Source organism: Akkermansia sp., assembly GCF_020860705.1.
In the GTDB taxonomy this organism is placed as follows: Bacteria; Verrucomicrobiota; Verrucomicrobiia; order Verrucomicrobiales; family Akkermansiaceae; genus Akkermansia.
Genome location: NZ_JAJBTT010000049.1, coordinates 1,200 through 24,472, shown reverse-complemented (window position 1 = coordinate 24,472; position 23,273 = coordinate 1,200). Strand labels below are relative to the sequence as shown.

Annotated in this window: 23 protein-coding genes; 9 read left to right on the top strand and 14 right to left on the bottom strand. The window is 53.5% G+C overall.

Annotation, left to right across the window (positions count from 1 at the left end; genetic code table 11):
- Positions 1–2,265: a BACON domain-containing protein gene (locus tag LIO64_RS11395; protein ID WP_290549570.1), complete on the top strand. Its 2,265-nt coding sequence runs from the start codon at positions 1–3 to the stop codon at positions 2,263–2,265.
- 167 nt (positions 2,266–2,432) lie between these two features.
- Here LIO64_RS11395 and carB read toward each other — a convergent pair whose 3' ends face one another.
- Positions 2,433–5,627: a carbamoyl-phosphate synthase large subunit gene (carB, locus tag LIO64_RS11390; RefSeq protein WP_290549569.1), complete on the bottom strand. Its 3,195-nt coding sequence runs from the start codon at positions 5,625–5,627 to the stop codon at positions 2,433–2,435.
- A gap of 256 nt (positions 5,628–5,883) precedes the next feature.
- Here carB and LIO64_RS11385 point away from each other — a divergent pair, with 256 nt between their 5' ends.
- Both LIO64_RS11385 and LIO64_RS11380 read left to right on the top strand, forming a co-directional pair.
- Positions 5,884–6,693, top strand: coding sequence for a hypothetical protein (locus tag LIO64_RS11385; protein ID WP_290549568.1), 810 nt, complete (start codon positions 5,884–5,886; stop codon positions 6,691–6,693).
- A gap of 12 nt (positions 6,694–6,705) precedes the next feature.
- A complete protein-coding gene (locus LIO64_RS11380) occupies positions 6,706–7,224 on the top strand; it encodes a DNA-deoxyinosine glycosylase (RefSeq protein ID WP_290549567.1) in 519 nt (172 codons plus the stop codon).
- Between the two features lie 10 nt (positions 7,225–7,234).
- Here LIO64_RS11380 and LIO64_RS11375 read toward each other — a convergent pair whose 3' ends face one another.
- The 3 genes from LIO64_RS11375 to LIO64_RS11365 all read right to left on the bottom strand — a co-directional run bounded on the left by LIO64_RS11375 (position 7,235) and on the right by LIO64_RS11365 (position 10,497).
- Positions 7,235–8,326, bottom strand: a complete 1,092-nt coding sequence (locus tag LIO64_RS11375; RefSeq protein ID WP_290549566.1) for an ankyrin repeat domain-containing protein — start codon at positions 8,324–8,326, stop codon at positions 7,235–7,237.
- 92 nt (positions 8,327–8,418) lie between these two features.
- Entirely contained in the window at positions 8,419–9,492 is a 1,074-nt protein-coding gene (locus tag LIO64_RS11370) for an ankyrin repeat domain-containing protein (RefSeq protein WP_290549565.1), read from the bottom strand.
- 36 nt (positions 9,493–9,528) lie between these two features.
- On the bottom strand, positions 9,529–10,497 hold the full coding sequence (locus LIO64_RS11365) for a hypothetical protein (protein WP_290549564.1): 969 nt from the start codon (positions 10,495–10,497) through the stop codon (positions 9,529–9,531).
- Between the two features lie 87 nt (positions 10,498–10,584).
- On the opposite strand from LIO64_RS11365, the gene hisI reads away from it, so the two are divergent.
- The 5 genes from hisI (at position 10,585) to LIO64_RS11340 (ending at position 14,017) form a co-directional block, all read left to right on the top strand.
- Positions 10,585–11,076 (top strand): phosphoribosyl-AMP cyclohydrolase, encoded by a 492-nt coding sequence (hisI, locus tag LIO64_RS11360; protein ID WP_290528465.1) that lies wholly within the window; start codon positions 10,585–10,587, stop codon positions 11,074–11,076.
- 69 nt (positions 11,077–11,145) lie between these two features.
- Positions 11,146–12,090, top strand: coding sequence for a tetratricopeptide repeat protein (locus LIO64_RS11355; protein ID WP_290549563.1), 945 nt, complete (start codon positions 11,146–11,148; stop codon positions 12,088–12,090).
- An 18-nt stretch (positions 12,091–12,108) separates the two neighbouring features.
- Positions 12,109–12,624, top strand: coding sequence for an LPS assembly lipoprotein LptE (gene lptE, locus LIO64_RS11350; protein ID WP_290549562.1), 516 nt, complete (start codon positions 12,109–12,111; stop codon positions 12,622–12,624).
- A 29-nt stretch (positions 12,625–12,653) separates the two neighbouring features.
- Positions 12,654–13,358, top strand: a complete 705-nt coding sequence (gene rsmI, locus LIO64_RS11345) for a 16S rRNA (cytidine(1402)-2'-O)-methyltransferase (RefSeq protein WP_290549561.1) — start codon at positions 12,654–12,656, stop codon at positions 13,356–13,358.
- 413 nt (positions 13,359–13,771) lie between these two features.
- On the top strand, positions 13,772–14,017 hold the full coding sequence (locus tag LIO64_RS11340; protein WP_290549560.1) for a hypothetical protein: 246 nt from the start codon (positions 13,772–13,774) through the stop codon (positions 14,015–14,017).
- 81 nt (positions 14,018–14,098) lie between these two features.
- Here the strand turns inward: LIO64_RS11340 and LIO64_RS11335 are convergent, their stop codons facing one another.
- The 10 genes from LIO64_RS11335 to LIO64_RS11290 form a co-directional block, all read right to left on the bottom strand.
- Positions 14,099–15,511: an ankyrin repeat domain-containing protein gene (locus LIO64_RS11335; RefSeq protein WP_290549559.1), complete on the bottom strand. Its 1,413-nt coding sequence runs from the start codon at positions 15,509–15,511 to the stop codon at positions 14,099–14,101.
- Positions 15,512–15,583: 72 nt separating this feature from the next.
- Positions 15,584–16,093 (bottom strand): hypothetical protein, encoded by a 510-nt coding sequence (locus tag LIO64_RS11330; RefSeq protein ID WP_290549558.1) that lies wholly within the window; start codon positions 16,091–16,093, stop codon positions 15,584–15,586.
- Positions 16,094–16,203: 110 nt separating this feature from the next.
- Entirely contained in the window at positions 16,204–17,097 is an 894-nt protein-coding gene (locus LIO64_RS11325) for a hypothetical protein (protein ID WP_290549557.1), read from the bottom strand.
- A gap of 111 nt (positions 17,098–17,208) precedes the next feature.
- A complete protein-coding gene (locus tag LIO64_RS11320) occupies positions 17,209–18,078 on the bottom strand; it encodes a hypothetical protein (RefSeq protein WP_290549556.1) in 870 nt (289 codons plus the stop codon).
- Positions 18,078–19,235 carry a hypothetical protein gene (locus LIO64_RS11315; RefSeq protein ID WP_290549555.1) on the bottom strand — a complete coding sequence of 386 codons (1,158 nt, stop codon included), beginning with the start codon at positions 19,233–19,235 and terminating at the stop codon, positions 18,078–18,080. The genes LIO64_RS11320 and LIO64_RS11315 overlap by 1 nt, the downstream gene beginning before the upstream one ends.
- A gap of 16 nt (positions 19,236–19,251) precedes the next feature.
- Complete coding sequence (locus LIO64_RS11310) at positions 19,252–19,887, bottom strand: hypothetical protein (RefSeq protein ID WP_290549554.1); 636 nt, start codon at positions 19,885–19,887, stop codon at positions 19,252–19,254.
- A 40-nt stretch (positions 19,888–19,927) separates the two neighbouring features.
- A complete protein-coding gene (locus LIO64_RS11305) occupies positions 19,928–21,397 on the bottom strand; it encodes a hypothetical protein (protein ID WP_290549553.1) in 1,470 nt (489 codons plus the stop codon).
- A gap of 13 nt (positions 21,398–21,410) precedes the next feature.
- The gene (locus tag LIO64_RS11300; protein WP_290549552.1) at positions 21,411–21,821 is read right to left on the bottom strand and encodes a hypothetical protein; all 411 of its coding nucleotides are present in this window, start codon (positions 21,819–21,821) and stop codon (positions 21,411–21,413) included.
- A 10-nt stretch (positions 21,822–21,831) separates the two neighbouring features.
- A complete protein-coding gene (locus LIO64_RS11295; protein WP_290549551.1) occupies positions 21,832–22,317 on the bottom strand; it encodes a hypothetical protein in 486 nt (161 codons plus the stop codon).
- Complete coding sequence (locus LIO64_RS11290; protein WP_290549550.1) at positions 22,314–23,018, bottom strand: hypothetical protein; 705 nt, start codon at positions 23,016–23,018, stop codon at positions 22,314–22,316. Before LIO64_RS11290 ends, LIO64_RS11295 begins: the two co-directional genes overlap by 4 nt.
- On the opposite strand from LIO64_RS11290, the gene LIO64_RS11285 reads away from it, so the two are divergent.
- A partial coding sequence (locus LIO64_RS11285) for a hypothetical protein (RefSeq protein ID WP_290549549.1) occupies positions 23,017–23,273 on the top strand: 257 nt, incomplete at its 3' end. The two genes, LIO64_RS11290 and LIO64_RS11285, sit on opposite strands and share 2 nt — an antisense overlap.

Genomic DNA, 23,273 nt, shown 5'->3' with positions numbered 1-23,273 from the left:
ATGGAAAAATTTCTTGCAACCGCCTCTGGGAGGAAGAGCCGTTTTTCCTCTTTTTTCTTAGCCTTGTACCTGCTGGCCTGCGTGGCCGCTCCTTCCGCCATGGGAACGGCCGCCTTTGACGGAGGGGATGGAAGCGAAGAGCAGCCCTTCAGGGTTTCCAGCGCAGCCGGGCTGGCAGCGTTGAACGATTATTGCGGCGCAGCGCACAGGGACAAGCATTTCATCCTGACCCGGGATATTGCCGTGGGAGAGGATTGGACGCCTATTGGTTCCCATTCCGCAGCCGATGACGGGCAGGGGGCTTTCCAGGGAAAGCTGGATGGACGCGGCCACGCCGTTTCCCACTTGTCCGTTCAAACGGAAAGCATGTCTTATGCCGGGCTTTTTGCGAGTTTATATGAGGCGGATATCCGGGATGTCCATCTCCGGGGCGTTTCCATTTCCCAGTCCGTCCGGGCCGTTTCATCGGCGGGCGGCATGGCCGCGGTTGCCAGGAATACGAATTTCCTGTATTGCACGGTGGAAGGAAATGTCAGTTCCCTGTATGAGGCGGGAGGATTCCTGGGACGGGATGCGGGCGGTTGTACCTTCCTCCGCTGCGGGACGAACTGCTCTGTTTCCGCCTCTTATTTTGCCGGAGGGTTCATGGGGCGCGGGCATGCCGGGAGCAGTGTGACGGGCAGTTATTCCCGGGGAAGGGTCATGGTTGGAGCGGAAAGCAGCGTGGCGTTTGATTCATTTTTCCACGGGTACGGCGGGGGCATGGCAGCTTTTCTAGCCGAGACGGACGGGGCGCTGCCCGCCACGTTCCGGAATTGCTTTTCCACCTGTATTCTGGAAGCCGGAGACGAGGGCAAGACCTTTACGATGGGGGGCTTCGCAGGGTTGGCCTCCCAGGCGGAGTTTACAAATTGCACCGCTTCTGGAAACGTGGGCATTCTCCATTCCGCAAAGGGATGGGCGGGAGGTTTCTGCGGTGACAGCATCCGTTGCCATTACGTGAGTTGCGCCGCGCGGGGAGAGGAAGTCAAGGCTCTTGCCTCCCAGGATTATGCGTGCGCAGGCGGATTCACAGGAAGAAATGAAGCCGGGAGCTGCGTAAATTGTTATTCCTCTTTCAGCGTCCAAGCGCATGCTGCCGCGGCTTCGGGAGCCTGCACGGCCATGGCGGGGGGCTTTACGGGGTACAACAGCAAGGGGGGGACGTTCTCCCACTGTTATGCTTCCGGAGCGGCGGAAGCTTCCTCCGGTTCCTATTACGCCATGTCCGGCGGTTTTTGCGGCTATGACATGGCGGGGAACTATTCCGGATGCGTGGCCTCCGTCTCTGTAAATGGTACGGGAAAAAGCGTTTATACAGGCGGCATCCTGGGGTACATGGCCAATTCAGGTTTACAGGATAACGTTTTTGACAGCGCTTGCTCCATTTCCGCGAATGGGGCCGCCGTAGCCATGGCGCACCGTTCCGGCAACAAGAATGGAGCTTCCGCTCCTGCTGCCGGTTCCGGAAGCGTCTGGAACGAACTGGGGTTTGCCTTTGGGGAAGAGGAGGAGGCTCCATGGAAAGCCGTTCCGGGAGCCATGCCGGCGCTTTATTTTGAATCCGCCCAGGAGGACGTAAAAATATTCCGTATTTCCCCCGAGTCTCTTTCTCCGGGCCGCCATGGCTCCAGTGCCGTTCCGGTGGCCGTGATAGCGGAAGGTTCTTGGAATGCCGCTTCCTCCGCGCCCTGGCTGGCTTTGGGGAATGCGTCCGGGCGGGGAGACGGCGGTTTTACGGTGGAGGCTGCTTCCAACGCCTCCTCTTCATCCAGAGACGGAGTGGTGACCGTAACCACTCCGGAGGGGCTGACGCGGGTGCTCTCCGTGGCACAGGCCGGAGACCCGTATGACCAATGGAAGAAGGACAAATTTCCTGCCGGAACGGCGGAGAACCAGATGGGAGAGGGTGCCGTGCCTGCCGGAGACGGCATCAGCAACCTGATGAAGTACGCTACGGGGCTGGACCCCACGAAACCATGCGGAAGCGTCACCAGGCTGACGTTAAGGCATGAAGGAGGCCTGTCCTACATGACGTTGAGCTGGCCGGTAAACCCGGAGGCCACGGATGTGACCTTCCAGGTGGAAAGCTCTGAGGACCTGAACGTATGGCAGGAAGAAGGGGCTGCTGAGGTTTCCGGAACGCATGGAGAGTACCGTGACACGGCGGCCGTCGGAGAGACATTCCCCCGCAGGTTTTTGAGGCTGAAGGTTTCCCGGGAATAATTGCCAGGTTCCCGTTTGGGGCGGCCGGTTTCTCCGCCTTTTTTGAAGGCGTTTCTTCCAGAGGGTGCCGTTGTTCCGGGGGTAGACAGTTCAGAAGGGATTAAAAAAGCAGATCCTGCATGCCGCAGTGGACATGCAGGACCTGGCTGAACCGGTTTTTCCCAGGTTCAGGAATGGTATTCCTGAAGGGAGCGGGGGGATACCTTCACATGCTGGGCGGAACGGATGCCCTCCACCGTAGCCTTGGCGGCGGCGATGGTGGTCATGTACGGGATCTTTTTCTGGATGGACTGCATGCGGATGAAGGAGTCGTCAATCATGCTGGTGCGGTCCACCGGGGTGTTGATGATCAGGTCAATCTGCTTGTTGGTGATCATGTCGCCCAGGTTCGGGCGGCCTTCGTGCAGCTTGTTGACCACTTCCGTTTCCACGCCCTGGCCGCGCAGGTATTCTGCGGTGCCTCCGGTGGAGACGATCTGGAAGCCCAGGGAGATCAGGTCACGGGCGATGGGTTCAATGAACTTCTTGTCGCGGTCGGAGACGGTGATGAGCACCTTGCCGGAGGTGGGCAGGATGCAGCCGGCGGCTTCCTGGGATTTGTAGTAGGCCATGCCGAAGTTGTCCGCAATGCCCATGACTTCCCCGGTGGCGCGCATTTCCGGCCCCAGGACGGGGTCCACTTCCGGGAACATGTTGAACGGGAAGACGGCTTCCTTCACGCCGATGAAGCGGCAGGCGCGCGGCTTCAGGCCGAGGTCCTTGAGCTTTTTGCCCAGCATGATTTCCGTGGCGTGGCGGGCCATGGAGATGCCTGTCACCTTGGAGACGATGGGAACCGTGCGGGAGGCGCGGGGATTGGCTTCAATGATATACACCTCGTCGTTGCAGATGGCGAACTGCACGTTCAGGATGCCTTTCACCTGGAAGTCCTTGGCGATCTTGGAGGCATGTTCCTCAATGGTGCGGATGTGCTTGGGAGCGATCGTCACGGGAGGAATGGCGCAGGCGGAGTCTCCGGAGTGGATGCCGGCCAGCTCAATGTGTTCCATGACCGTAGCCACGAAGGTGTCCGTGCCGTCGGCCAGCGCGTCCACTTCCGCTTCAATGGCATTGTCCAGGAAGCGGTCGATCAGCATGGGGTATTCCGGGCTGACCTGGATGGCTTCCACGCCGTAGCGCTTCAGGTTTTCTTCATCGTAAATGACTTCCATGCCGCGGCCGCCCAGCACGAAGGAGGGGCGCACCATAACCGGATAGCCGATCTTGCGGCCCAGTTCCACGGCTTCTTCCAGGGAGCGGGCGGTTCCGCTTTCCGGCTGGAGGATGTTCAGGGCGATCATGCGTTCGCGGAAGTATTCGCGGTCTTCCGCCAGGCGGATGCCTTCCGGCTGGGTGCCCATGATTTTCACGCCGGCGTCCTTGAGGGCCTGGGCGATGTTGAGCGGGGTCTGGCCGCCGAACTGGACGATGACGCCTTCCGGCTTTTCCTTCTCGTAAATGGCCAGCACATCTTCCACGGTCACGGGTTCAAAGTACAGCTTGTTGGCCGTGTCAAAGTCCGTGGAGACCGTTTCCGGGTTGCAGTTCACCATGATGGACTCATAGCCGTGGTCGCGCAGGGTGAAGGCGGCGTGCACGCAGGTGTAGTCAAACTCAATGCCCTGGCCGATGCGGTTGGGACCGCCGCCCAGGATCATGATTTTCTTCTTGTCGTTCACGGGCACTTCGTCCGCCGCGCCGCTGTAGGTGGAGTAATAGTATTCCGCATGCTCCACGCCGCTGACGGGAACGATCCGGTACGTGGCCGTAATGCCGTTTTCCTGGCGGCGGGTGCGGACGGCTTTTTCAGGCACGTCGAAGATCTGGGCCAGGTACTTGTCGGAAAAGCCCATTTCCTTGGCCTGGCGCAGGGTCTTTGCGGGAAGGGATTCCCAGGTCTGCTCATCCAGGGAGAAATCAAAGTCCGCCAGTTCCTTCATCTGTTCAATGAAGTACGGGGTGATGCGGGTCAGCTTCACGATTTCCTCCACGGTCACGCCGCGGCGCAGGAGTTCGTAAATCTGGAAGAAGCGTTCACTGTTGCCGTACGTGATTTTTTCACGCAGTTCCGGCGTGGTCAGGGCTTCCAGCTTCTTCACGCGGCCCAGGCCGGCACGGCCGATTTCCAGGGAGCGCACGGCTTTCTGGAAGGCTTCCTTGAAGTTCTGGCCGATGCTCATCACTTCACCTACGGCCTTCATCTGGGTACCCAGCTTGTCGGCGGCCTTGGAGAACTTTTCAAAGGCCCAGCGGGCGAATTTGACGACCACGTAGTCGCCGTAAGGTTCGTACTTTTCCAGGGAGCCCTTGCGCCAGTAGGGCAGTTCGTCCATCGTGATGCCGGAGGCCAGCTTGGTGGATACGGAGGCGATGGGGAAGCCGGTGGCCTTGGAGGCCAGGGCGGAGGAACGGGACGTGCGGGGATTGATTTCAATGACGATGATGCGGTTGTCCTCCCGGTTGTGGGCGAACTGCACGTTCGTGCCGCCCGTGACGCCGATGGCGTCCAGAATGCGGTAGGAGTAATCCTGAAGCTTGTCCTGCACTTCCTGCGGAACGGTCAGCATGGGGGCCACGCAGAAGCTGTCCCCGGTGTGCACGCCCATGGGGTCCACGTTTTCAATGAAGCAGACGGTGATCTTCTGGCCCTTGGCATCGCGCACGACTTCCAGTTCCAGTTCTTCCCAGCCCAGCACGCATTCTTCCACCAGCACCTGGTTGATCAGGGAGGCGGCCAGGCCGCGGGGAACCACCTGCCGCAGTTCCTCCACGTTGTAAACGATGCCGCCACCCGTGCCGCCCATGGTGTAGGCAGGGCGCAGCACGACGGGGTAGCCCAGCTCGGCGGCTACTTTTTCCGCTTCCTCCACGGAGTAGATAGGTTCGGACTTGGCGACCGGCACGCCGATCTTGTCCATGGTTTCCTTGAAAATGATGCGGTCTTCACCGCGGGCGATGGCTTCCAGGTCCACGCCGATGACTTCCACGTTGTACTGTTTCAGAATGCCTTCCTCATGCAGCTTGGAGGCCAGGTTCAGGGCCGTCTGGCCGCCAAGGTTGGGCAGCAGGGCATCCGGGCGTTCCTTCTCAATCACGGCCGTGATGCGGTCCACGGTCAGGGGCTCAATGTAGGTGTGGTCCGCCATGCCGGGGTCCGTCATGATGGTGGCGGGGTTGGAGTTCACCAGAACGACGTCGTAGCCTTCAGCGCGCAGGGCCTTGCAGGCCTGGGTGCCGGAGTAGTCGAACTCGCAGGCCTGGCCGATGATGATGGGGCCTGAGCCGATGATGAGGATTTTGCGGATGTCTTCGCGTTTTGCCATGGTATGATGCCTCTATGTGGTCCGTGGTGGTTAAAAATAAATACCGGAAACAAGGTCCGCCCAAGGTGCGTTGCCTCTCCGCTCCGCATACCCGGCGCGTGACCTGACGCACAGTAAGGGACGCCGTGCGACAAGTCCAGACAAAACAACAGGAATTCCAGGGAAAAGGCTCTGGCCTTCTTCCCGTTCCGCCCGTCTTTGCACGCGCAATCCGCCCTTGATATTTTCCGGCGTCCGTATACCCTGTGAGGCAAGGATGAGGAGTGCCCTGATATTGATTTGCTGCCTGGGCCTGCTGTGGCCCGGAGCCGCGCCGGGGGCGGACCGCGCCTCTGCAGGACGGGATGCGGCCATGCCTCCGGGTGCGGTTTCATGGTACCAGGCCCTGCGGAGCGGCCTTTCCCAGTTCCGGAACGGGGGCGGTTACAAGACCAACAGGCAGGCCATGGAAGCCCTGGCGGAAAAGACCTGCCGCTGGGACGCCCGTGCGCGCCGCCCCGTTTTCCTTCTCCGGGAAGCCACCCCCTCCTTCTGCTCCTCCGCCTGTTACCTGCTTCTTCTCAGATCCCTGCAAATATGGGATGACCGGCAGCCGCAGCCCGTTATCTCCGAACAAGCGTGGCTGTCCCTGATTCCCCGCCTTGGCCAGCATGACGGCGAAGGGCCGTGGGGCTGGGCGAACGCCAACGGCCCCGGTCTGGCCGTGCTGGTGCACAGGCTGGGGGCCGGCTTCAATTTTGAAGACTGGCGGAAGGCCAGGCCGGGCGACTTTATGAAGATTTTCTGGACGGACCGCATCGGGAGGCGGGAATCCGGCCATCTGACCGTCCTGGTGAAGGATGGCGGGGACGAGGTAACCTTCTGGTCCTCCAACATGCCGGACGGGTACGGAGCCAAAACGGTGCCTAAATCCCAGATCCGGCGCGTCATCTTCACGCGCATCACCAGGCCGGAGCGATTCAATCGGGCTCCCGCGGTGGGAAGCCACCCGTGGCTGTCCTCCCTGCTGGAGCAGGAGGTGGGCATGAAGGAAGTGCGCAGACACTGCGGCATGCAGAATCCCTGACCATTACAGGCCGTGAAGAAATGTTCCTTCCCTCCTTCCGTCACGCCGGAATGTTCCGTGCTGGTGCTTGGCTCCCTTCCCGGGGATGAATCCCTGAGGCAGGCTCAGTATTACGCCCATCCGCGCAACGCCTTCTGGAAAATCATGGGGACTCTGCTGGGTTTTGACCCTTCCCTGCCGTATGAGGAACGCCTGCGCCTGCTCAACCGGGGCGGGGTGGGGCTGTGGGACGTGGTGGCTTCCGGCATCAGGCCCGGAAGCCTGGACCAGCATATTTCCGGGGAGCAGCCTAATGACATTGCCGCCCTGCTGGAATGCTTTCCCGGCATCAGCCTGGTCTGCTGCAATGGCACCGCCTCCCATAAATACCTTAAACGGTATTTTCCGGAACTGTTCCTCCGGGAAACTCCCGTGATCATGCAGATGCCCTCCACCAGTCCGGCGGCGGCACGGCTGACGTATGAACAGAAATTCCGCGCTTATGAAGAAGCCATAGCCCCCCGTTTGCAGGGAGGGCGGGGGAAGGGCTGATCTTTTTCCCTTATTTCCCGTTCAATTCCTTCGAAGTTTTAGCCCCCGCAGATTTCAAAAGGTTCGCCAGGCTGTTCTTTCCTGTGGCTATGGCCCGGTCCAGGGGCGTGGTTCCGTTCCTGGCGCGGTAATTCACGTCCGCCTTGTGTTCGATCAGCAGTTTGGCGACTTCATTCGTGGATCTTTCCAGAAGGCCCGTGGTGTCTGCCACGACCCAGAGGGCGGATTCCGAATTGGCCGGCTTGTAATGTCCGAAGCGCGGCTTGCCGTTGAGTTTGTTGGGATCCGCCCCGTAACTCAGGAGGAGCTTGACGGTCTCCGTGCTTCCATACCGGGAAGCGGTGATCAGCAGGGTCCTTCCGTCATTGCACACGTAATCCGGATCAGCTCCGTTTTCCAGAAGGTAGGTAGCCTTGGAAATGGCTCCGCCGAAGTTGTTTCTGCTGAGGATGGAGGAAGAACCGTTTTTGAGATTGTCACCGCGACCTATTTCCAGATTGATATCCGCGCCATTGGCAATGAGCAAGTCAGCCAACTCGTAAAACTCCATTTCCACGGCCAGGGCCAGGGCGCAGGACTTGTCGCCCCCTTTCTCCTCTCCCTGCCAGTTGACGTCCGCTCCGGTGCGGATGAAGGCTTTTACCTTGGAAAGATCAGGTTTGGTTCCCTTCTCAGGGAGTTTTTGATAGGTTGTTTTTCCATTGATGGTCGTGGAAGAGTTCCTGTTTTCCCGTGCGGGCCGGTAATCCTTGAGTTTGTACAGGTATTCGTACAGTTCCAGACTCTTTTTCTCTCGTGTGGCTTGGTCAATGGCGTGGTCCACGGGGAGAGGCGCCTGTTTAGGAATCAGGCGCAGGGAGCGTTCCGCCGTGCGGTGTCCCTGTTTGGCGGCCTTGGAAAACCAGAATTTGGCCTGGGACGGACTGCGCTTGACTCCGTCCCCTTTCAGGTAGCAAAGGCCCAGACGGTACTGGGCCTCCGCTTTTCCGGCTTTGGCTTCCATGTAAATTTGCCTGCCTTCCTCCGGGGTGACGGCCTGGGCGGCCGTTAAACCGGTAAGGGCGGCGGACAACAGCAAGTAGGAATATCGGTTCATGTTCATGCGGGTTAGGGGAAAAACGGCGGCCGGGAAGGGCTTTCCTGAAAAATGCGGTGTCGCGGAAATGCTCGGACGATCGGAAACTCCGTCTGCTTTTACTTGCCTAATTCCCTGGAAGTTTTAGCCCCAGCGGATTTCAGAATGCGGACCAGTCCCTCCCTCTTCTTGGCAATGGCGCGGTCCAGCGCCGTGGTGCCGTCCTTGGCGCGGCGGTTGACGTCCGCCTTGTGCTGGATCAGCATGGTGGCGACGGCTTCCAGCTCCGGATCCTTGGAATTGGTGGAATTGGCTGCGGCCCAGAGGGCTGTTTCCCCGTTGCCGGGTTTGTAGCTTTTTTTGCGCGGTTGAGTCAGTGTCTTGTCAGGGTCCGCTCCGTATTCCAAAAGCAGGGCGACTAATTCGTCCTGCCCGTGCCTGGCGGCCCAGACAAGCAGGGGATAGCCTGAATCCAACACGTAGTCAGGATCGGCTCCGTTTTCCAGCAGGTACTTTGCCTTGGTAAGAGGGTAGTGGTTGGAAGAGAGGTAGAGCAGGGAGAACGAGTTGCCGAACTTGCCGTTGTCCTTCACTTCCCTATTAACGTCTGCGCCATTGGCGATGAGCAGGTCCGCCAGTTCGTAAAACTCCATGTTGATGGCCAGGGCCAGCGGGCAGGATTTGTAATTATTCAGATCTTCCCCCTGGTAGTTGACGTCTGCCCCGGCGCGGATGAGGGCGCTGACTACGGCCAGGTCCGGAGCCGTTCCCTGTTCGGGGAATTTTCCTTTCTTGTCACGGCCCGAAGACTTGTAGACAATTGCTCTTTCCGGCTTGTAATCTTTAAGCTTATACAAGTATTCGTACAGTTCCAGGCTCTTTTTCTCCCGCGTGGCCTGGTCGATGGACGGGCTCACGGGAATGGGCGGTTTTTTGGGGATCAGCCGCAGGGAGCGCTTTGCCGTGCGGTGGCCCTGGGCGGCTGCCTTGGTGAGCCAGGTTTTGGCTTGGGACGTGCTGCGTTTGACTCCGTCCCCTTTCAGGTAGCAAAGGCCCAGACGGTACTGGGCCTCCGCTTTTCCGGCTTTGGCTTCCATGTAAATTTGCCTGCCTTCCTCCGGGGTGACGGCGCGGACGGGCGCCAAGCCTGCAAAGGCGGCGGCCAGGAGCAGAATGAATGGGTATGTGTTCATGGGTGGCGTTGGTTTGGAAAAAGGGGGATCCCCCGCTCAGGAGGAACCTACGGCGGCGAGCAGGTGCACATCCAGGGCCAGCGCCTCATGAATGTTGAAATTCAGATCGTCCCGCAGCTTGCTGAGTGCGTCCATGCGCCGCAGCAGTTCGTTCACGGGCATCTGTGCGGCCAGTGTTTGCACTTCCGGATGAATGGGCGTGACCTCCGGGGCTCCGGAAGCGATCAGGGCCGCCTGGCCGAACCAGCTGATAAGCAGTTCCAGAGCCTGGTTGCGCTGTTCCAGGTATTCCGTTTCAATCTGGGCGGCGTTCGCATCCTTGTTGCGGGCTTCCCAGTCTGAAGTATCCGTGCCCTGGGCGGCTTCCTTCGCCTCATCCTTCAGGGCCTGGTTCAGGTTCCTGGTGATGGCGGCTTTGGCTTCCGTCATGACCTCCATGAACTTGCTGCGGAAGGCCAGTGCGGCCAGGTCGTTGTCCAGGTTGCGGCAGGTTTCCAGCCAGTGGGGCAGCAGGGCCTCCTGGACAGGGGTTAGCTTGAACTCCGGGGACTGTTGCAGGTTGACGCGCACGCAACGGGAAAGAATGGTCTGGAGAAGCTGGTCCGGCTGGGAGGTGGCCAGAATGAGCAGGCACTGGCTGGGAGGCTCCTCCAGGGTTTTCAGGAAGGCGTTGGCGGCCTCGTCATTCATGCGCTCCGCATCCATGAACACGGCTATCTTCCATTTCCCTTCCGCCGCACGCTGCTGGAGGAAGGGTTCCACTGCCCGGATGTCGTCCCGCAGGATGCGGCGGGACTTGGATTTGGGGCGCACCAGGCGGCAGTACTCGTCCCGCACGCCGTCCAGATGGTCCGCCCGGATGCCGTTGATCAGCTCCAGCAGCTGCAGGATCAGGCGGGAGGCGCCCTGGTGTTCGTCTCCCACGACGAGCAGGGCATGGGGAAGCCTGTTGCGGGAGAAGGCGGTGCGCAGCAGGTCGAACGCTTGGGGTGCCGTGAATGCCATACGCTCCCTATGAAAACATTTCGTTGCGTCAGAGCAACAGAAAAGATTGGTATATGTCGGATATTTCATGTACTAAGGGGGCCGGTTATGGAACAAAATGACATCTCATCCCGGATTGTCTTTGCCGACCGCGGCAAGGTGAATGTGGAAAAAGGCGTGGAATTCGCCCCCAAATTTGACCAGAACGGCCTGATTCCGGCCCTCGCCATGGACCATGTTACCCATGAACCGCTGATGCTGGCGTACATGAATGCAGAATCCCTGCGCATGACCATGGAACTGGGGGAAGCCGTTTATTATTCCCGCAGCCGCCAGGAAATCTGGCACAAGGGGGCTACCAGCGGCCACGTGCAGAAGGTGAAGCAAATATTGATCGACTGTGACCAGGACGCCCTGATCGTGCTGGTGGACCAGTGCGGCGCCGGAGCCTGCCACACCGGTCACCACTCCTGCTTCTACCGTTCCGTGCCGTTCGGCGATGAACTGAAGGCCCGGCCCCAGGGCGAACCCGTCACGCTGCGTGAAGCGGACGGCGGCGTTGTTTTTGATGCCGAAGCCGTGTACGGCAAGGGACACTGACTTTTTTTGCGCGTCAATCTGCGTTCACCAGGTTGACGCGCGCTCTTTTTCTGCTGTAAAATGATGAATGTGAAAAAGCTGCTTCTCATGATGGCCGCCGTATCCGGAACGCTGGCGCTGTGCCAGTGCTCTTCGGAAGCGCCCCCTCCCCCCGGAACCGTCCGCATGGTGGACCAGCAGGCTATTGCCCTGATGCAGGAGGCCCGGGCTAAGGAAGCAAAGAACGATCTTTCCGGAGCCATCAAGAAATACAGGCGCGTGGTAGAAAAGCACCCCCTTTCCAAGGAAGCGCCGCAGGCCCGGTTCAGAATGGCGGAACTTTACGAGGCCCGGAAGGAGCCTGCGGATGCGTTTGACCAGTACCAGAAACTCATTGACCGGCACCCGGACAGCCCCCTGTACAAGAAGGCGATGGAGCGGCAGAAGGAAATGGCTTTTGGCGCGGCGAGCGGCGCGCTGACCAACCGCGTGCTGTGGATGTTTGATGTCAGGATGGATCCCAAGAATGTCACGGAGTGGCTGAACCACGTGCGTGACAACGCCCCGTATGCCTCCACCGCTCCGCAGGCCATGAACGTGCTGGGCAGCTACCTGGCCGCCCGCGGCCGGATGAAGGAAGCCATTGAGGCGTACCAGAACCTGGTGGACAACCACCCGAACTCTCCGCTGGCCCCCACGGCCCAGCTCCAGATAGCCACCCTGTACCGCCAGGCGGCTGCCGACGGCGACCGCAACCACGTCAATGTAGCCCGTGCCCAGGAAGCGTATGAAGACTACCTCCAGCGCTATCCCAACAGCGCCCGTGCTGGAGCCGCCCGTTCCGACCTGGCCGCCATGAAGCGTGAGCTGGTGGCCCAGCAGCTGGAAGTGGCGGAATACTACCTTACCAAGATGAAGGATACCAATGCGGCCATCTTCTGCTATCAGGAAGTGGCCGCCAAGGGTGACGTCAATCCGGCCGCCGCCGCCAAAGCGAAGGCGCGCCTGAAAAAACTGGGCGTGACCAGCAAATAACAGGAACTCTCCGTCCGCATGAACCGTATCCGGAACGTCTTCAAACTTCTTCTGCCCGTTCTGTGCCTGCTGGCCGGTTCCTGCGGCTACCAGCTGGGGGGAACCAAGCCGCCCAAGCTGGAATTTGCGCAGACGGTCAAGGTCTGCCTCTTTGCCAATAACTCGCTGGAACCCCGTGCCGCTACGCTGGTGACCGGCGCTCTGGCGGATGAATTGCAGCGGGACGGCACCTACCGGCTGAGCACCAGAGCGGATGCGGATATCCGGGTGGAAGGGGAAGTGTACTCCGTTACGTTTGACCAGTTGCGTTCCAGCCGGGAAGACACCTACAAGAGTACGGAACTGGGCCTGCGCCTGTCCGTCAAGTACCGGGTGGTGGACGGAAAGACGGGAGAGGTGCTGTACTCCAACTCCGCGGAGGAAGTGAGCCAGTTCTTTGACCTGGGCAACATTCAAACGGCCAGGACCAACGCCCTCTCCTATGCGGCGCGGCTGGTGGCCACCTCCATTGCGGAAACCCTTACCAACGGATAGCTCCGTACTGCTCCGTAGAATTTGTGCTTATGGCGGAAGTGGAATACAGCGTTTACTTTGTTCCGGTGCCGATCGGCAACCGGACGGATGTTACCCTGCGTGCTCTGGACGTGCTGCGCAAGGTGGATGTCATTGCGTGTGAAGACACCCGCCATTCCGGACTGCTGCTCTCCCATTATGAAATCCGCAAGCCGCTGATAAGCATGCATGACCACAATGAGCAGCCGCGCTCTGGAGAAATTGCCGCGCGTGCCGCGGGCGGGGAAAGCTTTGCCGTGATCAGTGATGCGGGAATGCCGGGCGTGAGCGATCCGGGCTACCGCCTTATCCAGACGCTCAAGGAAAAGGGGATAAGCTTTACCGTGCTTCCCGGACCGTCCGCCGTGGTGACGGCCCTGGTGGGTTCCGGACTGCCTACGGACGCTTTTTTCTTTGGCGGCTTTCTGCCCGTCAAATCCGGCAGGAAGGGAGCCATGCTTCAGGCGGCGGTGGAAGCCAGCCACACGAGCATCTTTTACGAATCCCCCCACCGCATTGTCAAAACCGTGCAGGCCCTGGCGGCGCTGGATCCGGACGTGCCCGTCTGCGTAGCCAGGGAACTGACCAAGACCTTTGAAACCTACCACCGCGGTCCGGCTTCCCGTCTGGCGGCGGAATTTGCGGAACGTGCCCCAAAAGGGGAAATCGTGCTGCTGGTGGGCGGCGTAAACGCGCCGCGCATCACGGAAGAATGAATCAAAGGCAGCCCTTCAGCAAGGGACCGCTGCTTGCAACGGCCGGTGGTTGAAGTGGCGCGTTCTTCAATCAGTGTTCCGCCCGCTGCCTTGAAATTTCCGGAAAGCAGGGAGGATTTGTTGCCTTCCGCTGCTGATGGACAATCAAATCATCCGGGCCGGGTAGTTATCTCCGCGTTTGTTATCCGGTCCGGGCCCGTTCTTTACAAGGCAGCTCATGAAAGCGGCCTCCCGGACGCCGGGGAATTTGCTCATTTGATCCCCGGTCATTCTTCTTTGAGGCCTTTTTGCCGTTTTCCGGCGGAAAATGACGCTGGTCTTATCAACTTGACTCCTGGAAGTGTGTCATATAATATTCTAACATCATGCTGGAGGATAGGAGATCACATTCCTCGCGCAAGACACCGGATTTGGTGACTGATGAGCTTATTATCATTCTTCATGAGGCGGGCATGCTGGAATTCAATGACATCTTCCAGCGTACCGTCGTTGTGATGAAGGAAAAGCATATGTCCCTGGGCGGTGAGGAGATCCTGAGGCTGAGGATTTATGAAAAGCTCCAGAATCTGGTGAGCGCCGGCGGCCTGGTGAAAAAAGGCCGCGAATACACGGCCCAGCCCAAGCTGATGACGTTAAGATCGGGAGCGTTGCCGGGATAACCCGGTGCAGGGAATTGGAAGTTGGAAGATCCGGCAGGGGAAAGAGCATGGCTCTGTGAGCCGAAAGTGGGTTCGAGTCAGTTAGCGAGCTTTCTTTAGGAGACGATAGGCTTCTCCAGCTCCCTTCTTGTCAAAACGGGCTCCGTCCAGAGTATCCTTGGTATGATTTGACGATTCCAAGGCATAGTCGGCGGCTGTTTTCCCCTTGTGGTCCCTGACGGAGGCGTCTGCCCCTTGGGCAAGCAGGACTTTTACCGTATCCAGCCAGCCAAATTTGGCGGCCAGGATCAATGGCGTTTGCCCGTAGCCATTGGGTGTATTGACTTCAATTCCTTGTTGGACAAGGAAGGGAACAATGGCAGCTTTACCGTAGTTGGCTGCTTGATGAAGGGCATTGGCTTTGCCATCTTTCCTGACGTCATGGATATTGGCTCCTTTCGCAAGGAGCATCTTGATGACATTGATGTTTCCTCCTTCTCCTGCTTTGACAATGGCTGAGCCGGAGGCTGGGCAAATGGCTGCGCTGTGAATATGGCATTCCGCCCCATGTTCCAGCAAGAAGCGAACCATGGTTTCATTTCCACTTAAACAGGCCCAGGCCAGTGCTTCGCCTCTGTCCTTTTTAATATCAAACCCGTTCTCCAACAAATACTGAATGACCATCAGATGGGGGCAATTGGTGTTCTGTTTTGAACGACAGCCTGTTAGTATATTGCACTGATGGCTGACTGCTGCCAGACAGCCGGAATGAAAGGGAATTCCTTGTTCTTTCAGGAAGCGGAGCATGTTCAAATCCCCTCTTCGTGCGGCGATGTTTGTAGTTCCTACTCTCTGGAAGTCAATATCCGGTATGTATTTCAAAAGTAGCTCCACCATCGAGGTATAGCCGGATTTCGCCGCGGCATTCAGTACGGCAGAATGGCTTGGATGGGTCTCGTAATTGACATGGATTTTCCCATCTTTCAGGTCAAGATTTACCCCGTGCTTGATAAGAAGTTCCATCATTGGAACATTGCCGGATTTTGCTACGATTATGACGGGAAATGCCTTGCTCTTATGCCCGCCGTAATAAGTATATCCTTCCTGATTAAGGGTTACTCCGTGCTTGATAAGCACTTCCATCATTGGGACATTGCCGGATTCTGCCACGACAGCGACGGGGGTTACCTCCTTGGAGAGAACCTTTACTTCCTGATTAACGTCAATCTTGTATTTTTTGATCAGTTTCTCCGCCTCCGCCGCTATTTTTTCAAACAGGCGTTCCTGTTTTTTGCTATCCTGTTTCTGCTTCATGGCAGAGGACGGAGATTCCTTCATCCGTGGGTTTGATGACTTTGCAGTCTTTTCATTGCAGGAAGAGGCTTTGAGTGTATCCTTCAATAAGGAGGCGAATTGCTGCATTCTATCATCCCGGGCGAAGGACTGGGGGATGAATAAAAACAGGAAAAGGAGGAGGGCAGATAACAGTTTGTTAAAAGGAGGGATCATATGCATGCAATGGATGAGTGATTCTAATGGAAGGGAGCTCTGTTGGAGTTTTCAAATGATTTGGAGCGGGAAATGGGTTCAGGTACGTTGAGGATCTTCAAATTCTTCCGGTTCAGGGAGGAGTTCGATGCATTCCTCATCCCCTTGGATGGATATGTTCACGGGGAAAATGATTTCCATGTTCTGTATGGTATCAACTTCTTGGGAATAGTCGCTGGTCCAGTAACCTTCCACGGAGACATGGTAAACGGAGCCTTTGACGGCAGTAAAAGTAAGAAGGGCCGGAGTTCCCTTGTTTTCTCTCGCGTCGTAGGATTCATCTCCTGAAAGTTTTTCATAACGAATTCTTTGGGGCACGGGTTCTGCTGCATGAGTGAAGATGAGCTGGGCAGTATTGCCCTGCGGCGTGTACAGGATGATGTGCAAATCTTTCGCATCGCAGAATATTTCCTTCTCATCAGCCGTCTTGATTCTGATGGAAGCTCCGTCCAGGGATTGGGGCGCCTTCACCTCTTCCTGGGCAAAGGCGGAACAGGCGCACACAAGAGTCAGGGAGGTATATAGGAATATAATAGATATTTTATTCATATGAATTTAGGAGGCATGATTACTTGGTTTTATATCTTTCTAAATATAGGGAATGTTTGAGAATAATGAAATTTAAAAAATAGACCAAGTTACTTTACTTTTTTCAATGCTTAAAGGTCGTTCATCTTGATCAGATCCAGCATATTTTCCAGAAAACGGCAACGCTGTTTGATGGTATCATAATCCAGTTTGAGCATATTGGCCTCAAACCATTGACCTTTCTCCTCTTTTTCATCTCCCCCCGTCAGGCATGAGACGTATGCAATCACCATAGAGGCATAGGAGGTCTCCCAGTCGCTCTGGGCCGTCTTCAATTTCTCAGTTGTAACCGGAAAATTTGAGTAATAATTTATGAGCTCCTGATAAACTTTATTAAGCCGGTCCTTCCAATACTCGACCAGCTCCTGACGGCTCCAGTTAGCTTCCCGTGCTCCATGGGCGTTTTTAAGTTGTTCAAGCAATTTCACCAGCTCAGGATCCTGATCCTTTTCCTCACCCAGTAGGATAACAACTGGAAGGCTTGTAAGATTTTCAGCTTTCTGTTTTTTATCGCAAGTCAGATATCCCTGAAGGATTCCTTTATAATAATCATGGCCTCCTTTGTCAGTAAAAACGATGGTCGCTGGTTTCGGGTTTTTCCTCTGCGCTCGATCATAAGACGTCTCTCCGGATATATAATAGCGTTTGAATAAGGCTGGATTCTTTTCATATTCTCCGGAAGAATAATCCTCTTTTTTCTTATCAATATGGAGAAGGGTAATAAGAGCAGTGTTTCCTTTCGGTTCATATCTGGTAATCCTGTCTTCACTCCCTTCCCAGGAAAGGCCATCTTTTAAGTTCAGGAAAACATCATTTTGCAGGCACTCGTATTCTTCTTTTCTTCCGAAAATTTCCAAATTCGCTCCTTCCAAGGACTGGGGGGCCTGAACCTCCTTGGCAGTTACGTAATTCCCACAGAAAAGGATAGTAGTCCATAAAACAGGGAATAAATATGTTAAAATCATGATTTTTCTTTTGAGTATGAGGGCTGATTTAAATCCATTCATTGCACTTTAGAAATGGAAATGACTCAAAGAGCTTCTCTTAAATTAATACGCAAAAATATGAATGTACTATTACGGCAGGATAATTGTAATATTGAGCAGCTTTTCCCTGAAAATCATCTTATAGTTAGGTTCCTGAGTGTCATTGGTTTCTGGGCCTGTGGTGTATCCGTATAAATAGCCGAAGAAAGCTCCTTTATAGATTTTACCGAGCAATTTTTCTGTAAATACGATATATGGCTCGGGGTCAAATATAGTCATAGCTTCTTCAAAGGCCTCCGAGGCTGAAAGATGGAGGGAAACATCCGGTTTCCCGGGTTCCCCGGTTAAATCCAAAGCAATTCCGGCTTCTTTTCCATCCGGATATTTTAGGAAGTAGTATGATAACTCGCAGTCACTCCCGATTTCATAACTGAGGCTTCTCTTATCTGTCTTGATCTGAAGGATTGTTCCTTTTTTCAGAGTTTCCGGGCCTTCTACACTGCCTGTTTGCGGACGGTCGTTGTCAGGTAGAATGAATTCAATCTTCTGAGCCTTTAAAATGGTCAATTCCTGTTCTTCTTCTTTTCCCCTGTAGCTATGAAAAGAAAGCCATGATCCCTCAACTGTTCCGGAATAGACATGGCCTGCACGTTCTGAGAAAGTGACGAACGCTGGTTTTACTTTTTCACCATACACTTCTTCTTCCCTTGTCGCCCCGGTAAGAGATGCGGCTGAATAGATTCTGGGCATGATTCTCTTTGAGTAGCGCATGATGAGCCGAGCTTTGTTTCCCAGCGGTTCATATTGTTCAATAGTGATTTCGGATGGGTAAAATGATTCTCCATCCAGTTTAATCGTTGCCCCATGGATGGATGCCGGAGCGTGAATTCCATCAGCAAATGCCCAGCTCCCACATATGGCGGCAATGATAGGGAAAAATAAGAGGGAAAGGATATTCATTAACTGTGAGAAGGTAAAATATATTTTAAATAAGATAGTATTTTATCAATATTCAGGCAGGATTGTAAGATAATATAATTTATTAAAATACCTAATACTGCTAAAGTAAATGATTTGTGATTAGGAAAAAATCCGGTTTGCTCATATTTGATATGGCCCAATGCAAAACATGCGAGTACCGATAATAGTGGAAGTGCATAAGGCCAGCTCATGCCTTCAAAAAGGTAATAAGAATTCCTGAAAAGTAAAATAGACAGCCATGAGAACAGGATGCCTGCAATGAGCGCAAATTCAAATCGCACAGATTTATAGTAGAACTTCTCCATGAAAATAAGAAGATAGAGACTGAATATGCATATAATGATATAATAGGCTTCTCCCCTGTAGGATGTATGAAGAAATCCCATGGCGCCCCCAAGGGACATGGATGATAATACTATTGTTGTCAGTGGATTATAGTGAATTCCGGAAACTCGTCTAAATACTGGGCCGCCCATGGCAATGAGGAGTAGCGCCATTCCTGATATGATGTAGGCTATATTGATCAAGGTAGTAGTTTTTACTGATGGGAATGAATCTCCCGTAAGTAGATAGATTATATATGGATCCGTAATACTATCCTTTACATCAATGGTTATTCCAAGAATAAGTAAGATGATGATAAGGGAGAAAGATATCAGAGAAGAAATTGGATGTTTTTGAATGGGATATACTATGTCGTAAAATGAATTTTTATAAGAGAAGCTTCTTTTCCACGAGCCATTTATCCATTTTCCTGCCTCTTTTTTTCCTTCTGGAGAGCACATGACTCCCTTGCCTTGCAACCCTTCTTCCGTATCGTTCCATGTCCCTTCATATAGAGTGCCGTCGTCCCATATCATCGTTCCGTGACCTTTTCTGGATGTTCCGCAAAAAGTTCCCTTGTCAGTCCGTTGTTGTTTTGCATGGTAAAAAGTGGCATTTCCTGACAGGTTGTCGTTTTCCCATGTTCCCTGTACCCAGGAATCGTCACTAAAGTAGTAGGTTCCTTTCCCATGGCGGTATCCACCTTGGAGTTCTCCGGTATAGCTCTCTCCATGAGCGTATGTCCGGTTGCAATGGGAATGACTGCTTACTTCGGAGGAAGTAGTTTGCGATGGCATAGAGGTACTCAGCATGAAACTGTATTTTGATTTATGGGGCTTTCTTATTAAAGGAAATACATCCGTTGTAAAATGCTTGTAAGACGCATACAATCCAGACAAGCGGTCCGATAATGGCCGCTCCTATGGCCAGACCGACTCCGAGTCCTCCAAGCCGCATTCCCCATTTTTCCATGGAAGATTCGATATCTTCACCCCGAATAGTTCCCCTGGAGCCATCGCTAAATACAATGCTTTTACCTTCAAGGGAACCCGCATATTTATCCTCTGCCTTCCATTCTGACATCGTTTCTTGAATGACACTCCCGAAAGAGTCCGATTCACGGAAAAGTCCCATGGAACTTCCTATTCCGAGAGTGATGCCGCTAAAGATCCATAATAGAACCATACTCAGGAAAAATCCTTCCGTCACGTATCCGTAAATGGTCACGACCAGGGATATCCCCATCAGAAGGACAATAACCATTGGGGCAATATTTTCAGCGTTTGGCTTCAGCGTCTTTCTGCAAAAGGCTACAAGGTATAAGATAAACGCTATCAGGGAGGTGACAGTGATGAAGGCGATAATTTCTTCCGCTCGCGTCAGGGAATCTCCTCCTGCTAGAGATTTCTGGATGATCTGGATGACATTATGGAAGACATCCGATAGATTTGCCGATTTTTTCATGGGATGTCCAATGTATGGAGATCTGTAAAATGACAGCAATTTAGTTATTAATTTTGCTAAAATCCAGTTTCCCCTCCTTGTTTATAATGCCTTCCTGTATTAGAAACTCTACTCCCAATTTATACATGGCTGCTTGCTTGCCATTGGTATTTACATATCTGCATTGTACGAATTCTGAAATATTGGCGTGTTTATTACCGTTTTCCTTTTGGTAAACGGCATATTCAACAGCAACAGCTAATCCTTCTGAAGCGGCAGTATTTGCTTCAGGTGTAGAAATGTTTTTCTCATGTTCTATTTTTGTAGATATTTTTTTAATAAATTCTGAATAATAGCGATGGAATATACCGTGTCCTAATATTTCGTGAGCGATTAGTGATAACCTTGATTTAGATTGTTTTTCATTCTCGACCATATCTGTGAGAAATGTTCCAGTAGATATATTTAATATCCAGGGAGATTGAAGATGATATTGCATAGGAACAGGAAGCCTGTACCCATTATTATCCCTTTTACTATCTGAAAAAAATTGATTTCCTAGATTAACTTTGAAATTAAAAATATTGTTTTCATCTTTATTTATGTGCGATTCAATAGAGGACTTAATGTCAGATGGGAGGTCTTCTGCATAATACTTCCATGCCTCATGCACGTAATAAGCTACAATTTGCTCCTGTTCCTCATGACTAAGAAAATACGGGAAACAACCTGAACCGAAGATATCCGCAATACGATTGTAATCATTGATAATCTGTTTAACCTTTTTTTTATCCCAGGTGGGATCGCGAGTGATTTTATTCATCTCAAATGAATAAGAGTTCCCCAAAAGTTGAGGAGAAGTAAATTTCATGCTTCCGGACTGATGCCGCATCTTCTCTTGAAGATGAGAAGCATATGCAACCCATTGACCATCGATAGTGTAATTGTCCGGATCTAATGTTCCAGCAAAGCATTCATATCCTTCTTTATCGGGAGTTTCTCCGTCTTTCCCAACAATTTTCCAGCTGACTTTCATTGGTGCGTCTTCTTTTGATTTGCTCCATTTTCCTATGCAGGCTCTGGATACGTTTTTAAAAGCACCGACAGTATAATAATCGCTGCCACTGGCTCCTGTTGACCATGCTGTTATAGCCCCGTGCATGTCTTCAGATTTATCTTGATGAAAACGAATTATCATATAAGACCACGCTATACCGTCGGAAAGATAACTGTTTTCATCCACAGTTTTATTATGCAGCTTTTTATAGGTTAAAAAGGCATTTTTGACAGGACTAGTGACTGATTTAATTGCTCTCTGTACATCGCTAGGAGGGGATGAGATATCTGCATTAACAGAATAACCGATAACGGCAGATCCTTTATATCCTCCCAATGTAAGCCATGGTGTAAAAAGCCTGTAGGGTGGTCTCAGGTGTACTTGCATTGATTGACCCTGGCTTACTTTCTCCTGCAGTTGAGCCAGAAGAGGCAAGGATAGAAATAAGTTGAGAAAAATAATAATAATTTTCATGAAATAACAATATTTAATGTTTAGGGGGCAGACGTTGGACTTCTTTATTAAGTTGCTTGGTGATCTGTTGAAGCAGTATGATTCTTTTTTCCTTTTCTTTTACCGAGTCCAGTATTTTCTCCAAATACTTTTGAAAGGAGCCGTCCGCAACAGCCTGTTTGCGACCGACTATTTGGCGGTGTTGAATGGCCAGTTCCCCGAACTTTTCCAGAGTGGCGGGGAATTGTTCAAAACGGTAAGCATCGGATGCCCGTTGAGGAGCGGTTTTCAGATAGTGCTTTTCCTGTTCTAGGAAGAAGGCAAGTTCCTGATCCATCGTGCGTATTTTGTTGCTCAGCGTGGTGAGAGCGTACCAGGAGACGCCCCATACCGACAGGCATAGAGCAAGGAAAAAAAAGGAGTAAAAGGACAATCTGTTCATCATGATCGGGGAATTAACGGGGATTTTTTTGCAGTTGTTCTTCCAGACGGGAGACGTAGTTTTCTATATCTTTCTGGCTCACGCCTGCCGCCCTGAGTGCACTCTTGGCAAACTGCATTTCAGCTTGAGCTTGTAGAAACAGAGTTTTTTGCTGATCAATCTGTTTTGCCAGGTCTTCCCATTTTCTTTCTTCTTTCCATATCTTCCGTTTGATTTGAGAAGTTTCTTCTTTCAGTTTGGCCATTTGTTGTTCCGTGATTTCCATGCAGATGGATTTTTCCTGCCATTCCTGCTGTAGGGAAAGATGCCGTTGGCGGATTTCACGGGCGTGATTCAGTTGAGCGCATATATCCCCTGAACCAGGTATGGCTTTGCTCCATCTGGTGTAATTCTGATAGGTGGACAGAATAAGAGTGATTCCGGCGATGGCGCAGCATCCGCTCCATATAAGCGCGGGGATGGAAAAACAGGGTGTAGGAGAAGGAGGTGGATAATTCATGGATGGATTTCTGAGGATGACGGGGAAAGGCCGCAGCGGCGGAGCATTTCTTCCATAGTGACGGTTTTTTTCAGGAGGGAGCCCAGCCATGGGTCCGTTCCGACGGAGGGAGCATTTGTGAAAGCTTCCGGCCTGGTGATACGGGTGAAGAGGACATGTTTGACAGTTGTTTTGGGTACGGTTTTTATTCCGTAGCCCGGCGTTCCTTCAGGATTGGATTGGTTGGAGGACCAGAAGGTCAGGCTGTCTTCCGTCTGGGACAAGTAGATGGTCAGATGGCCGCGCTCCCGCGCGCCAATGGCTTCCGTCCACCACAGTTTCATGATATCTCCGGATTGGGCCTTTTCCCATTCGGTGAAGCTGTGCCCGGCTCCCAGCTTGTGAACCAGGACGGCCAGGCCGGGGCCGTTGGCATTGGCGCAGCCCCAGGCTCCATTGCCATCCGGAACTTTTTTGGGCGCCAGGGCCTGCCACGTTTTGTCGTTTAAGCTGTTTTCCCCCCTGCCTGAGTCCCAGAGTTCCAGAGCCAGGAGTAGCGCACCGTAAACGGCGGAAGAACAGAAAGAGGGGCGCGCTTTTCCAGGCTGCAGCTGACGGCTTTTCCTTTCATCCCAGGAAAATGCCCGGATGAAGTTGTCCAGCGCCTTGCCCGTGCAGGCATATCCTCCGCCCTTTCCCAATTTTGCCCTGGCTTCTTCCATGCACATTTCCCATGTTTTGCTTTGCATGTCGGTCTGGGGATGGACTCCTGCATCATTTTCTTTACCTGAGCCCCAAAAGGGCCAAAACCAGGAACAATATGCTGTAAACGGCGGAAAAACTGAAGGAAGGGTGCGCTTTTCCGGGCTGCAGCCGGTTGCCTTTTTTTTATTCCAGGGAAATACTCGGATGCAATTGCCCGGCGCCTTGCCCGTGCAGGCATATCCTCCGTCCTTTCCCGGTTTTGCTCTGGCTTC